At 68.5% G+C, this 13,366-nt stretch carries 15 protein-coding genes and 1 pseudogene; 6 read left to right on the forward strand and 10 right to left on the reverse strand.

Translation table 11 applies throughout. The features are described 5' to 3' along the window. Positions 1–126: 126 nt before the first annotated feature. The gene (locus ACZ41I_RS35115; RefSeq protein ID WP_451392687.1) at positions 127–354 is read left to right on the forward strand and encodes a hypothetical protein; all 228 of its coding nucleotides are present in this window, start codon (positions 127–129) and stop codon (positions 352–354) included. A gap of 11 nt (positions 355–365) precedes the next feature. Here the strand turns inward: ACZ41I_RS35115 and ACZ41I_RS35120 are convergent, their stop codons facing one another. Further along, complete coding sequence (locus tag ACZ41I_RS35120) at positions 366–1,247, reverse strand: IS5 family transposase (protein WP_468515963.1); 882 nt, start codon at positions 1,245–1,247, stop codon at positions 366–368. Positions 1,248–2,085: 838 nt separating this feature from the next. On the opposite strand from ACZ41I_RS35120, the gene ACZ41I_RS35125 reads away from it, so the two are divergent. The 3 genes and pseudogenes from ACZ41I_RS35125 (at position 2,086) to ACZ41I_RS35135 (ending at position 4,273) form a co-directional block, all read left to right on the forward strand. Further along, positions 2,086–2,442 (forward strand): hypothetical protein, encoded by a 357-nt coding sequence (locus ACZ41I_RS35125; RefSeq protein WP_468515964.1) that lies wholly within the window; start codon positions 2,086–2,088, stop codon positions 2,440–2,442. A 349-nt stretch (positions 2,443–2,791) separates the two neighbouring features. Continuing rightward, positions 2,792–3,463, forward strand: a complete 672-nt coding sequence (locus ACZ41I_RS35130) for a TIR domain-containing protein (protein ID WP_468515965.1) — start codon at positions 2,792–2,794, stop codon at positions 3,461–3,463. 40 nt (positions 3,464–3,503) lie between these two features. Then, positions 3,504–4,273: pseudogene (locus ACZ41I_RS35135) on the forward strand (transposase family protein). Between the two features lie 201 nt (positions 4,274–4,474). Here ACZ41I_RS35135 and ACZ41I_RS35140 read toward each other — a convergent pair. The 6 genes from ACZ41I_RS35140 to ACZ41I_RS35165 all read right to left on the reverse strand — a co-directional run bounded on the left by ACZ41I_RS35140 (position 4,475) and on the right by ACZ41I_RS35165 (position 7,262). Then, a complete protein-coding gene (locus ACZ41I_RS35140) occupies positions 4,475–4,711 on the reverse strand; it encodes a hypothetical protein (protein ID WP_468515966.1) in 237 nt (78 codons plus the stop codon). Between the two features lie 118 nt (positions 4,712–4,829). Continuing rightward, positions 4,830–5,096, reverse strand: a complete 267-nt coding sequence (locus ACZ41I_RS35145) for a DUF4235 domain-containing protein (protein WP_399776411.1) — start codon at positions 5,094–5,096, stop codon at positions 4,830–4,832. A 5-nt stretch (positions 5,097–5,101) separates the two neighbouring features. Then, positions 5,102–5,548: a DUF3618 domain-containing protein gene (locus ACZ41I_RS35150; RefSeq protein WP_468515967.1), complete on the reverse strand. Its 447-nt coding sequence runs from the start codon at positions 5,546–5,548 to the stop codon at positions 5,102–5,104. Then, a complete protein-coding gene (locus tag ACZ41I_RS35155) occupies positions 5,545–5,916 on the reverse strand; it encodes a phage holin family protein (protein ID WP_468327013.1) in 372 nt (123 codons plus the stop codon). Before ACZ41I_RS35155 ends, ACZ41I_RS35150 begins: the two co-directional genes overlap by 4 nt. A gap of 249 nt (positions 5,917–6,165) precedes the next feature. Then, complete coding sequence (locus ACZ41I_RS35160) at positions 6,166–6,327, reverse strand: hypothetical protein (protein WP_468515968.1); 162 nt, start codon at positions 6,325–6,327, stop codon at positions 6,166–6,168. Positions 6,328–6,917: 590 nt separating this feature from the next. Beyond that, complete coding sequence (locus ACZ41I_RS35165; protein ID WP_351554943.1) at positions 6,918–7,262, reverse strand: MerR family transcriptional regulator; 345 nt, start codon at positions 7,260–7,262, stop codon at positions 6,918–6,920. A gap of 298 nt (positions 7,263–7,560) precedes the next feature. Between ACZ41I_RS35165 and ACZ41I_RS35170 the strand changes: the two genes are divergently transcribed. Further along, positions 7,561–7,908 (forward strand): hypothetical protein, encoded by a 348-nt coding sequence (locus ACZ41I_RS35170; protein WP_468515969.1) that lies wholly within the window; start codon positions 7,561–7,563, stop codon positions 7,906–7,908. A gap of 55 nt (positions 7,909–7,963) precedes the next feature. On the opposite strand, the gene ACZ41I_RS35175 is transcribed toward ACZ41I_RS35170, so the two are convergent. The 3 genes from ACZ41I_RS35175 to ACZ41I_RS35185 all read right to left on the reverse strand — a co-directional run bounded on the left by ACZ41I_RS35175 (position 7,964) and on the right by ACZ41I_RS35185 (position 11,955). Further along, the gene (locus ACZ41I_RS35175) at positions 7,964–8,215 is read right to left on the reverse strand and encodes a hypothetical protein (protein ID WP_468515970.1); all 252 of its coding nucleotides are present in this window, start codon (positions 8,213–8,215) and stop codon (positions 7,964–7,966) included. Positions 8,216–8,311: 96 nt separating this feature from the next. Then, the gene (locus tag ACZ41I_RS35180; RefSeq protein ID WP_468515971.1) at positions 8,312–10,969 is read right to left on the reverse strand and encodes a WD40 repeat domain-containing protein; all 2,658 of its coding nucleotides are present in this window, start codon (positions 10,967–10,969) and stop codon (positions 8,312–8,314) included. Further along, positions 10,960–11,955: an nSTAND1 domain-containing NTPase gene (locus ACZ41I_RS35185; protein WP_468515972.1), complete on the reverse strand. Its 996-nt coding sequence runs from the start codon at positions 11,953–11,955 to the stop codon at positions 10,960–10,962. Before ACZ41I_RS35185 ends, ACZ41I_RS35180 begins: the two co-directional genes overlap by 10 nt. A gap of 795 nt (positions 11,956–12,750) precedes the next feature. On the opposite strand from ACZ41I_RS35185, the gene ACZ41I_RS35190 reads away from it, so the two are divergent. Beyond that, positions 12,751–13,344, forward strand: coding sequence for an RICIN domain-containing protein (locus ACZ41I_RS35190; protein WP_468515973.1), 594 nt, complete (start codon positions 12,751–12,753; stop codon positions 13,342–13,344). The last annotated feature ends 22 nt before the right edge of the window (positions 13,345–13,366 follow it).

Genomic DNA, 13,366 nt, shown 5'->3' on the forward strand with positions numbered 1-13,366 from the left:
GATCGGATAGTCACAGGGCTGATGCGGTGGCGTGGCCCGGCTCGGAAGCGTGATTACGTGTGCCCGCCTGCAGTTCGTGTGCGAGACGGGTGCACCACTCCAACAGTTCACAGAAAGGGCGGAGGCATGGCCAAACCTGTTCGCGCGGCTCTCGGGGGCGTGTGGATCAAGTGCAATTTCTGTCAGGGTGACCTGTTCAGGGACCGTGAGGTGAAGCTCAACAGCTCCGGAATGGAGTTCATGAGCTTGGGCTGGGCGAACGAGTCGGCAACCGGCCTGATCTGCTGGAACTGCGGCTATGTGCACCTGTTCGTGAACAGGGACATCGAACTGTACAAACAGAAGAAGGGCTAAGTTCCGCCATCTCATGCGCGCAGCCAGAGACGAAGGGATGCGACAGTCACGGTGCCGTGAAAGACGTACGCCCTCTTGTCGAAGCGCGTGGACACCGCGCGATTGATCTTCAACCGGTTGATCAGCCGCTCGACTTCGTTCCTGCAGGCATAGCGCGCCGGGTCAAAGCTGATGGGCCTGCCGCCGTAGCTGCCACGGCGTCGGCGATGGGTCTGCTGGTCACGGCGTTCCGGGATGGTGTGCTTGATCTGGCGACGCCGCAGGTAACGGCGATTTTGGCGAGATGAGTACGCCTTGTCGCCGCTCACGTGATCCGGCCGCGTGCGGGGGTGACCGCCGGCAGGACGGGGCACGCGAATGCGTTCCAGGACCGCGATCATCTGCGGGGCGTCGCCCCATTGTCCGGGCGTGATCAGCACGGCCAGGGGCCGCAGTCCGCCCTCACCGGCCAAGTGGATCTTCGTCGTAAGCCCGCCGCGTGAACGGCCGAGAGCCTCATCCGGACCTTGCTGAACGGACCGGCCAGGCTTGCCGACCCTTCGAGGCGCCTGCTTGCGTGCGCCGGCGGCGTGCTGGTGCGCACGACACACGGTCGAGTCCACGCCCACCATGGACCAGTCGATGCGGCCTTCCGCGTCGGCATCGGCCTGGACTGCCCGGAAGATCCTTTCCCATGTGCCGTCCGCGGACCAGCGCCGGTGCCGGTCATAGCAGGTCTGCCAACTCCCGAACCTTCTTGGAAGGTCACGCCACGGGATGCCGGTCCGTATGCGGAACAGGATCCCATCAATAACTTGCCGGTGATCCTTCCACCGCCCGCCCCGACCGACGTTCTTCGGCAAGTGCGGCTCCAGCCGAGCCCATTCACAATCGGTGAGATTCCCCCGCCCCACACTGCCGTGAACGATCCGCAGTCCGGCTCGTCACTGACCCATCAAACAGGCCCTAGGGGTAGGCAATCGGACAGACGGCTACCGAAGTCGTCTGACTCGTGAGCCTGTTTACTTTTGTTGACTCTGATTGACTCTTTGCCAGGAACCCGCTGCTCAGCGGGACTTGCCACTGGGTCTGTGAATTACGGCCCGCTTGCCTGGTGTTAAAGTGCGCGGTTCCGAATGGCGCAGACTCGTGCCAGGACCGCACGGCCGGTGCGGCGGGCCCGCTTGCCGGCTGCCACGCGGCAACTGAGGTTGAACTCGTGATGTGGGCCTGGTGGGGTCCAGTTGCGCTGCTCGGCTCTATTGGGCTGGGCATCATTGGTAGATCACGAGAAACCGTCTCCACGACATCGTTGGGCCAGGTCTGGCGGACCCGCTCCAACGTCTGGCCCGCGAGGTCCCTCACTGCCTCTTCCTCGGGCACCACGGAGGCACTGCCATCCCTGACCCGCCGGTCTGGATGTTTTGCCTCGGCGTCCACTGCCTTCTGACACAGTGTCGGAGGACGGTGGGACAGCCGGGGAGGCTCCAGCGACGCGTTCGTCAGTTGAGGTGAGCCCCGCTGGAACTGTAGACCCGGGCCGGGAAGATCCTGGAGGCCGGAATGATGTGGTGGGTGGCCGGTCTGTGGGGGGCCGGTGGTGCGGGGATCAAGGAGGCGGCGGACTACAGCCGTGCCCTGCGTCGTCACGGCGTGCCGCCTTGGAAGGTTCCGCCTCCCCACCCGCTGCCTGGCCCGGCAGGCCGACCCGCTGGGCAGCGTGCGGCTTCGCAGCCGAAGGCGGGCTATTACGTGGCCGACGTACTCTTTCAGGTCGGCGTCGGCTTCCTGGTCGACGCGGCGGTCGGCCTGGGTCTGGAGGCGCGCTATCAATGGGCCGCCGTGGTCTTCCTGGTGATCGGAGCCGGCGGTGTACTGGCTCTGCAGCGCGCCACAGCCCTGGTCAAACTCGTCAGTGGCCCCCTTCTCGCGACGCTGGCCGCAGCCGCAGCACCCACGACGCCGCACGAGGACGGGCCGGACGTCGGCGTACCGAGGGTGCCTGTGACTGCCCAGCACCCTTCGGTCCGACCACACGAGCCCGTTCGGTTGCCGCAGCAGGCCGCTCTGTCCCGAGAGATCGAAGGTGACGTCGATGCGCGCGGATAGCGTCCTTGGGCAGTTCGTCGCAGTGCTCTCTCGGCGCTCCCGCGCCTTCACGGCACCCACTCCGCCCTGCCCCGGCAACGGCGGCCTGCGTGCGGACAGCGTGCTGGGCCGGTTCGTGGCTGTGGTTTCCCGGCGCACCCCCGCCTTCACCGATCAGCCCGATCCGGCAGTCGGCGAGAAGTCCGCTGCTGTAGCCGACGGTGCATCACCACAGATCCGTCAGCTACCTGACCAGTCGACGGCCAGCGACACGGCCGTAGTCGCCGGAGGGCCGGACAGCCTCCAAGCGGTGCCCTGGCACGGCCAGGCTGGGCAGGCACCCACCGCCGACCGGTCCGGCAGTGCCCAGATGCCTGGGCAACAGACGACCAACCGTGCAGTTGCAGTCGTACCGGACGACCGCCAGGCTGTGGCCGCGCGCAGCACCGTCGGTGCCCAGGGCCTCGGCGAAGCGGAGCGCAACCCGCAGGCAGCGAGCACTGACCGGACCCGCAATGTCTTGGTCGTGCACGGCCGGGACGAGGAGGTCCGACACGCGATGTTCTCGTTGCTGCGCAGCCTCGGTCTGAGCCCACTGGAGTGGGAGGACCTGGTCAGGGCGAGCGGCAAGGCGTCCCCCTTCCTGGGCGAGGTGGTGGCCAACGCCCCCTCCCGGGCACAGGCGGCCCTGGTCCTGCTCACCCCGGACGACACGGCCACACCGCACCCCCAGCTGCACGGCGAGAACGAACCGGACTACGAGACACAGCCGACCGGTCAGCCGCGGCAGAACGTGCTGATCGAGCTGGGCATGGTGCTGATGGCCTACCCGCAGCGAACCCTGGTCGTCGAGGTCGGCCGTCTTCGCCAGGGTGCCGATACGGTCGGCCTCAACGTCGTCAGGTTCGACGGTACGTCAGCCTCGGTCGCGAAGATCATCAAGCGGCTCAAGCAGGCTGGCTGCCAGGTCGATGACACCGGCTCGGTATGGCAGGACACACAGCTCTTCCAGCATTTATCCGCTTCCTGGCGGGAGACCTAAAGGGTGTTGCACAAGGCCTGGTGGTGGGCATTTTGCCTGTATGGGTGGGGCGTTGAGGGCTGATCCGGTGTGGATGGAGACGTTCACCGGGTTGCGGATGGTGCGGTTCGAGAAGCTGCTGAGAGTGGTGCGGGAGCGGGGTTGGAAATGGCCCCGGTGAGGGTCGGCCGTGGTGCCTTCCGCTGGCCGAGCAGGTGCTGCTGGTGGCCGTGTACTACCGCACGAACCTCACCATGCGGCAGCTCGCGCCGCTCTTTGGCTGCTCACCCACCACCGTCTGCCGGGTCATCCAGCGCCTGCGACCGCTGCTTGCGCTGGAGCCGGCGCCCAGCCCCGTGCCGGGCGCCGACCGGTTATGGCTCGTGGACGGCACTTTGATCCCGGTCCGTGACCGGCAGGTCGCAGCCTCCTCGCGTAACTACCGGTTTCGGCGAATGCGCAGGTTATCGTCGATGCCGACACCGCCTGGTGGTGGCCTCGGCCCGGCCGGCACCCGGGAACAAGGCAGACGCACACGTCTGGCGCGAGTCGGACCTGCCTGCGGTGGCGGCAGGCACGACGGTGATCGCGGACGGCGCCCACCTGGGCCCCGGCCTGATCGTGCCGCACCGCAGACGAGCCGGGCGCCCCCTCCTGCGCGGCCAGGAGGAAGACAACGCCGAACACCGTCGCGTGCGGGCCCGCGTCGAGCGCACCAGCGCCCGGATGAAGAACTGGAAGATCCTCCGCGACTGCCGCCAAAGGGGCGACGGCCTCCACCACGCCGTCCAGGCCGTCGCCACCATGCACAACCTCGCCATGGCAGGGTGAAACAGCAGGGTCAGCCATCACCCAGACACGCCGCCACCAGGCCTTGTGCAACACCCTTGAGACAGCTCCACCACCCCGGAGGTCTTCGCCATGATCAAGCCCCCCGGCTGTCAACAACGCTCGTGATCAATACACCTGGCCGCCTGCTGGATCCGCATACTTGCGCCGGGGCATCGCCGACTGCGTCCATCCACGGGCGGGTCACTCGGGTGGGTCGGCGCGTGTTTGGAGCTGCTGCCAGCAGTGGTGGACGTGCTGTTCAGCCTCTCGCACGGCGCAGGAGGCGGCATCCGAGAGCGTGGCCGCGGTCTTGTCGGCGCGGGGTGCGGTGTGACCGCGCACCGGGTGGGCCAGGCGGGCGACGCGTCCTCGGCCGCCCTGGTGGAGGACGGCTGCCCGGGCGACCAGGATCGTGGCGATGACTGCTGCAGCGGTCATCGCGACAGCTGCGTGCTGATCGGACATGGCTGTGAAGGGTCCTTCGTAGGGGTACTGGCCAGGGCGATGGGAGGGCTGGTATTCGTGTCCTACCGGCCCTCCCGCCTCCTCATGCGCGTCAGCCGGGCCAGGTTCCGGTCAGGCGGCGGACGACGGTGGCGCCGGCGCGGTCGACGGCCGCTTTGACTCCGGCGAAGATCGCACCTTGCAGCGTGGCGGCGAGCAGCACCTCGCGCCAGGAGCGCTCTTCGTCGGTGGCGTCCGGGGCGTCCTCGTCGTGGCCGAGCATCTTCCATGTCTGTTTGAACAGCGCTCCCGCGGCCATGCCGCTGACGGCGCCGAGCGCGAGACCGACCGGCTTGTAGGCGATCTTCGAAGCCTTCACCCGGTTCACCCCTTCCGGCGGCAGGCCAGCCACACCACGACGGCCACACCCGCTGCCGCCAGCAGCACCTTGCGGTTGTCACGCGCCAGCTGCGCTCCCTGTGCGGTCTTCTCCCTTACCGGCTCGGGCGCCTTCTCCTGCCACAGCTGACCGGCCTGAGCGGCCGTGGCCCGGGCCTGCCCGGCAGCCTGGGCGGCCTTGTCCTTGACCGGATCGGGCAGCCGGTCCTGCGCCTGGTGGGCCAGGTCGGCGGCCTTCGCCTTCAGTTCCCCGGCCTTCAGGGCGGCTTGTTCCTTCAGCTCGCCGGCCTTCTCCTGGGCGCGCGCCTTGACGTCGGTCTTCGCTGCGAGCGCCTCGACCGTCTCCCCGAGCTCGGTACGGGTCTGCTCGACCTGCTCGCGCAGTTCCTCGGGGCTGGAGGCGGTGGGTTCGTCGTGAGGCAGGTGGGTCATCGGTGTGCGCTCTCCTTGATCTCGGCCACGTCGGCCTTCACGTTCTCGACCGTCTGCACGGGCGTGGGCGGCGCGGCCTGGTCGACCTGCTTCTTTCCGCTCAGGGCCATCACCGCGGCGATCACACCCAGCACCGCTGTGACGATCAGCCCGGCCGCCCACACCGGAAGCGCCACCGCCAGTGCTGCGATCACCGTGGCGACCAGCGCCTGCGCCATCAGGAAGCCGACAACGCCGGCGCCGCCAAACAGGCCGCCGCCCTTGCCGTAGCGCTTGCCCTTCTCCTTCATCTCCGCCTGCGCCAAGCGCAGTTCGCCGCGCACCAGCTCGGTCAGCTGCTGCGAGGCCCGCTGCACCAGCTCGCCCACCGGCTCCTGGCCCAAGCGATCCGCGCTGGGGGCGGACCCGGCATGGTGCGGCTGCGTGCTCGACACCACGGCCACCTCCTGTCCCTCTCAAGTTCCTGCAGGCCGCGCTGCGTCATGCGCCCGACCATCCGATGAGGGCGCGAGTACCCCGAGCAAGCGAGTTCAGGACGGACTCATGACCGACGTGTCTGCCTGCTCTCGCCAGTCCGCCCAGCTCTCCCCCAACCTGCTAAGGCCAGTGGCGCAGGATCAGGCGCGGAGTGCGCCGGCGGTCGGCCAGGCGGTTACCACAGCGGCGGTGAAGGCCATCGCGGCGGCGGTGGGCCCGGAGCGGAAGGAGGAGGAGTCGGGGCGGTCGTCGACCTCCTCGTGGGGAAACCACTCCTTCGGCGGCCGGGGCCGGTCGGCCACCTACTTGCACACGCCGTTCGAGATCAGCTGGGCGATGACCAGGGCGGCCAGGCCAGTGGCCGCTGCTTTGCGGCCGCACCACCCGCCCATCCACGCCATCGCGGCCACTGCGCCGTACCACAGCTTCGCCTGCCAGAAGCCTGATGAAGAGCAGATATCCCGCAGGTCATCGGCCTATTGTCCAAGATCGTCAGGTGGCGGTCAGACCTCACGTGCGTACGGGTGGTGAACTGCGTGAACGGCTCGGCGAACGTCCGGCGCGGGCAGTCCGCCGAGCCACGGACAAGGAAGGTCCGTCCTCTGGTCTTCGGTTCCACCGGGGGCCACAGCGTGTTTACCGACCCCCCGCGGTCCAGGCCTGCGCCGGTCTGTTCAGAGACCGCGTCGGTCACCTCGGCGTCGGCGCTGCCGAGGGGGATGCAATCAGGCAGCTGCACTTGAACGGCCAAGGACCCCGGCAGGTGTGTCGGGATCCTTGTGTAGTGCTGTGCGCGTACTGGTTGCGGCCCAGCGCGAGGCGGCGGCGCGGAACTGTGGGGGGTGCCTGGTCCGCTGGTCGGTCGGCGTTGGGGCCGCACCCGGCGTCCTTGTCAGGCTGAGGGCTTCGACTGCGGCTGGCCGCCTTGGGCGCGCAGTTGCTCGTTGATGCGCTGAGCTTCTTCGAGCTGGTCTTCGAGGATGACGATGCGGCAGGCGGCCTCTATGGCGGTGCCCTGGTCGACGAGTTCGCGTGCACGGGCGGCGATGCGCAGCTGGTAGCGGGAGTAGCGGCGGTGGCCGCCTTCGGAGCGCAAGGGAGTGATCAGGCGGTGTTCGCCGAGGGCGCGGAGGAAGGCGGGGGTGGTGCCGAGCATCTCGGCGGCCCGGCCCATGGTGTAGGCGGGGTAGTCGTCGTCGTCGAGGATGTCGGCGGGCCGGGTACTGCGAGGGGGCATAAACCTCTTCTTTCGCAGGATGTGTCGGGGGCCCGGATGCCGTACTGGCACCCGGGGCCCCGAGCTTTCCACACCATCTACTGGCCGACTGCGCCGGCCTTCTTTGTCCGCGGGTTCCGCCTGGGAGGGCGGGGCTGCGGGGATCGCGTATGCGTGACCGGGTGGCCGCTGGACGCGGACGCCGACCAGCCTCTCGAGCACCTCGATCTGCGCGGCGTTGCCGGAGGTGGTCGCGGCGCAGCGGCGGTGGGCGAAAGTGGCGCGGCGGGCAGTACGGACCGGAGTGGAGCCGGAGAGGGTGTTCGCTCTGGCTTATGCGGTGGTGGCCCGGTGGTGGGAGCCGGCCCTGCACTGGGAACGCGAGGCGGTCTGGCCGCGGCGGCTGCACCAGGTCGCGGGCGGCAACGCCGGGACGGAGCGGGAGCGGTGGCGGATCGTGGGCCGGGACGCGGTCGTCTTCCCCGAGGTGGTAACCGAGGCGACGCACTGCTGGACCCGGCCATGGCCGAGCTGGTGTGGCGGGACAGCGGGGCCGGGCAGCCACGGCGGCTGCCCGCCGACGGGTCGTTCTGCCGCCGGCTGGGCGAGCGGGCGGGGCGGGGGTAGCTGGGGCCGCTGGCTGCCACCGACTACGGCGGCCCGCTGACCTCGTGGAGAGGCGCGGTCATCCGCATTCGCCGCGGCGCCGGCGGGCCTGCTGGTTACGGCAACGATCCGTGGTGGCCGGGGCAGGAGCACCAGACCGCGTCCATGGCCGCCCAGCTGCGTGTCCTGTCCAAGGAACGCAGCGCGCCCGGCTCGGGCACTACGTGGCGCTCTGCGGTGCCGCCGAGCAGCGGGCGCTGATCACCAGCCTGGTCAACGATGCCGAAGAGCAGCTGACCCAGTTGCGCGGTGCCCAGTACGGCAAGACCGCCGACGCCGCCCAGCAGTTGCTGGGTAACCTCGGCCATGCCGCCACGCTGATCGAGCAGGCCGTACGGGAGACCGCAGCGGCGGCCCTGGAACGCGATCCGGCCCCCTGCGAGCAGCACGCGCTCGGCACGGGTTCAGCATGTCTTGCGATAGGGCACGTCAGGCAGGTAGGTGTGCCAGTCGGCCGGAGACAGCGGTCCCCCGGCACGTCGGCACACCGCACGGGCCGCATGGTCAGGGTCTATGTCGTACTTCTGCCAGGCCACGTGCCGACCGGCGGCGTACAGCGTGCCGCCGTCTTGGCTGAAGGCGAGTGAGAGTATCGCGTCACCGGGAGTGGGCAGTGTGCCGAGTTCCCGCTGCGAAGTGACGTCCCACAGGGCCAGGGTGCCGTGGGATCCGCCGACGGCGATGGTGGATCCGTCCGGGGAGAAGGCGGCGGATGTCATCTCTTCCGCGTCGCCCGGCACCTCTTTCGAGAACCCGTTCAACAGGACACCCAGGGGCGCCCTCAGTTTTTTGTCCCAGAGTGTTGCCGCGTAGGTGTCCACGATGGCGACGCGGCTGCCGTCCTGGGTGGATGCGATGACGCACGACGTGCATTGCGTCAATCCGGTCGGATGTGGACTTCGGCCGGACAAGGGGATCAGGACTCCCGTGTTCGTGACGACGCTATGGCCGTCGCCCGTGACGGGATAAAGGGAGACGCCCACGCTCCCCTTCGGAGCCTGGGCGCTGTAGTCGACAGTGCGCAGCTTCCTGCCGGACCGGGTGTCCCACAGGGTGATGAGGTTGCGCGCGTCATCCTGGGTGATCAGCGTACGGCCGTCGGCGGTCAGCAGCGTCGCCGCGAAACCGGAGGTGCCGCCCGCCGGAATCACGCGTGTGAGCAGTCGACCGCTGCGTGTATCCCATACCGGTACTCCCGTCGGATGGCCCTCACTTTCGTTCTGGCTCGGGTCGTAGGCCAAGCGCTGCCCATCAGCACTGAGTGAAAGGCGCTTGTCGCTGTCGAATGACAGCCGTGCCGGCGGCCGCGGCAGAGCTATGGCGTGCTCGGCTGTGCCATCGTGTCCGTCGAGCACTGAGAGTGTGCCCTGGTGGTGGGTGCTGCGGAGGTCCACCAGCACGCTGCTGTCCGCGCTGAAAGCCGCCTCCATGATCGGCTGTGACCGCCAGGCAGCGTCGAGGGACCGGCCGAGATCCAGGGTGCGCACGACCTCTCCGCCTGTGGCACCGGCCGCCGTGTAGCGAATCACGTTGGCCTTCACATCAATGCGCAGGTCATCGGCGCTGCCCATGGTCAACGGGTAGCGGAATACCGGCGCCTCCGGTCGATCGAGGCGCCAAACCGAGATGTCTCCATTGCCCATGCCGGCCACGAATTTTCCGTCGGGCGTGAAGTCGAACTGGGCGGGAGACACCTGATCGATTCGGGGCAGTTCCTTGCCGTCGGACAGCCGTACGCGCCGGAGTCCGTGCTCGTCCTGCAGGCCCAGTGTCCGGCCGTCGGGCGTGAAGAGCAGGCCACTCTCCAGCTGGCAGCGCGGGCTCGCCTGCCAGCTACTGTCTGCACGCCGCTTGGTCCGCGTATCCCATACGGTGAGGCCGTGGCCCGTGCACAACGCCACACGGCGGCCGTCCGCGCTGACATCACCGTTCCCCAGGGCCTCCTTTTCGCGTAGTGACGCGGTGAAGAGACGGCGCCGGGTATGCGCGCTCCACACTTCCAGCCGGTTTCGCACCGTGAAAACGATCCAGTCACCACGGGTGCTCAGATGGAAGTTGTACTGGGCGCCCGTCGGCAGACCCCCGCCCGGTCCGAAGGCGGGGCCACGAAAACGCTCGGCCCGGATGTCCCACAGGCGGACCGTCATGTTGAACCCCGAGCCGGCCACGATCACAGCCCGGCCGTCGGAAGTGACCTCCGTGACCCTCTCCTGGGGGCCAGGGGGGAGCCGATACGTGTGCATCCTGCGACGGGTGACCACATTCCACTGAACGATCTCTGCATCACCGACGCTGGTCAGCATGCGCCCGTCCGTGTCCAGGTAGGCGTCGGCGCTGGTCTGATCCGGCGCCTCGAACGGCTCCTGTTCCCGTTGCACCATGGCGCCCAGCAGAGCCGCCCGCGTCTCCGGCGTGTGCCTCAGACGCCAGGCGACCTCGCTCAGCCGCAGGGCCACCAACGTGTTGGCGGCCCGCAGGCCTTCGGCCACCGTGGCGGCCCGGCGAGCCGCCGCGTCGACACGCTGATGATCGCTGGCCGCGTTCTGCTGCCAGGCGATGACGCCGGCCAGCAGGAGGAGGACCGCCAGCACGGACAGCGACACGGCGAAGGCCCGCTGGCGCCGCGCGGTGCGTGTGGCCCCGCGCCGCTCCCGGTCACGCAAGGCCGTACTCGCGGCCAGGAAGGTGCGCTCGAGAGCTGTCAGGGCCGCTGCCTGCCGACACGCGGGAAATGCTTCCTCCGCTGCGGCCAGTCGGGTGCCCCGGTACAGCGCTCCCGGGTCACGGCCCAGCTGATGCCAGACATTTGCGTCCTCGGTCAAGCGGCGATGCAGACGTAGCAGGTCACGGCTCTCCTCAATCCAGTTGTGCAGTCGCGGCCACGCACTGATGAGGGTCTCGTGGGCGAGAGCCACCGTGCCGTCGTCGACGGTCAGCAGCCGAGCACGGGTCAGCAGTTCCAGTGCGGCGTCGGCATCGGCAGCGCTGCCGAAACTCAGCTCATCACGACGGACGGGGCGGCGTGTGTCCTGCGCGCCGTCTCCCGGGGCGATCAGCCGCAAGAGGAGCGTTTACCCGCTTCTGCCTGATCAGCCGTCAGGCGGCTGTAGGCGGCCTCAGCGGTGCGGGCGATGGCCCCCTGCAGACCGCCCGCCGCCACATACGCCTCCATCGTGAGGGAACGGCCCGCGCGCCGGCGCCAGGTCTCCAACAGCGCATGTGACATCAGCGGCAGCGCGCCGGGCTCGTCCTCGACCTCGTCCAGGATGCGGGCCGTCAGGGCGCGCTCGACGTTCAGCCCAGCGGCCTGCGCGGGTTTGACGATGGCCTCGCGCAGTTCTTCCCGGCTCATCGGGCCGGCCAGCACGGTCGCGTCCTGCAGCGCGGCAGTCAGCCGAGGATGTGCGGCGCAGCGGCCGAGAAAGTCGGCGCGCACCGAGATCACAATCCGCAGCCGGCTCGCCGGGTCGGTGGCGGACAGCAGGTGGTTGATGAACTGGTCGCGTTCACCGGCTTCGGTGCACAGGGTATACAGCTCTTCGAACTGGTCCACGATCAGCCACGTGTCTGCCTCGTCGTCGGCCGGCAGCAAGCGCGAGGCGTGAGTACGCAACGGATGCGCGCCGGGCGTGAGCACCCGTACGGCAGCAGGCCGGGGTCCGGAGGAACCGGGGGTGCGCAGGCGGGGGATGAGACCGGCCCGCAGCAGGGAGGACTTGCCACTGCCCGAGGGGCCGAAGACCGCGGTGAAGCGGCGGGAGCGGGTCTGCAGGTGAAGGCGCTCGGTGAGTTCGTCACGGCCGAAGAACAGGTGAGCGTCGTCCGGTTCGAAGCGGGCCAGGCCGCGGTAGGGCGGCTCCACGTCCTCGTCCTCGGCCCGGGGTGCAGCCGCTGTTTCGGCGGCCGCTCGGCGCCAGCGTTCCTGCCACTCTTGCGGATCGCCCCCGCAAGCACGGACGTAGGCGAGGACCACCGGCAGCGTAGGGAGTCGCTCACCGCCGGCCGCCTGCGACAGGGTGCTCGCCCCCTGACCGGCTCGCTGCGCCATCGACCGGTACGTCGGACTGCCCGCCTGGGCCCGCAGCCTGCGTAACTCGGCAGCGAACCGCGCAACCGGCCCCGCACTCGGATCGAGTGGGCTCTCAGGACGTCCTGCCATCGACGGCTCACCCCTCTACCCGCCGCCTCCCCCGTGGATGCGACGCGATCATCCGGACGCTACGCACGCCCGGGGAGAAGAGCAAACGACAGGTGCCTTCTTTGGTCAGTGTCGTGCGCCGTGCCCGTGACCTGCAATGCAGCCATTGATCAGAGTGGCAAGACCGGCTGCCCATTCAATCCCCAGCCTGTTGAACTCGATGACGTGACGCAAGGAGCACCGGCAGAGGCCCTCATTCCGAGCCTCGTCCGGTGACTCTCGCACTACATCGTGAAAGGAGACGAGATGCGCGTACTCAGGTCGACAACCACCGACGCGGCCGGGTAGAGGCTTGGTGGGCGAGCCCGATTCTTGTGTGCAGGCATTTGTCGGCCTCGCGCCGTTTTGCCTTCCGCGCCACATCCAGGGACGCCAGGTGCACCAACGTCATCGCGGGTCTGCCTTCGTACCGTTGTACACCCTGCGACACATCGTCAACGGGGCTGGACAGGTGGCGCGGAACCGACCGCCGCCACAACTCGCTCGCCAGCGCCCCCGGGCAGACAACCGGTCGTGGCCCATGACGGATCTGGGCTCTCTGCAAGCGATGAGCCCACAGCTGCAGGGCGGGCCACCCCCGTGGGACTGCCCCGCCCCGACGCGTCCCGCCAGTCAATCAAGATCAGAAGAGGAGGGAACCGGATCATGCAGGTACACAAGCGGCTCACGCTCGCCGCGACGGCAATCACCATGACTGCCGGCCTGGCTGCGGCTGTCCCCGCTCAAGCGGACCAGCCGGCCGCCTCGCGGTCCGCCGCCGAATTCAGTGTGCAGGACTTCAACGCCAAGGCGGCTGCTGCCCCGAAGTACCAGATCATGCTTGCTGCCGGTGAGGCGGGTTCGTGCCTGGACGATGCACTTGGGGCAAGCCGTGTCTGGACCGCCGACTGTAACTACTTCCGCCACGATGGGTGGCGCTCGACCAACGCCACGGTCGTGGGTGGCTACACCTACTGGAAACTTCGGAGCCAAGACGGAAGGTGCCTTGGTGTTGCCGGAGCGAGCACCAAGAGCGGCGCTGCGCTGGCAGTAGGAAACTGCACGTCGACGAAGGACCACTCACAGCTGTGGCGAGCAAGCTCAGTAGGCGGAACCAGGTACCTCCTGGTGAATGCTCACTCGGGTAAGTGCGCCGGCACGAAGGGAAGCCAAACCTACATCGGTGTGCAGGTCATTCAAGGAAACTGTTACAAGGGCCCCGGGAGCACGCAGATCTGGTACTCACGTAAGAGTCGGTAACGTTCCGCGATCGGTGCCTGGC

It is taken from the genome of Streptomyces sp. NPDC030799 (assembly GCF_055572255.1).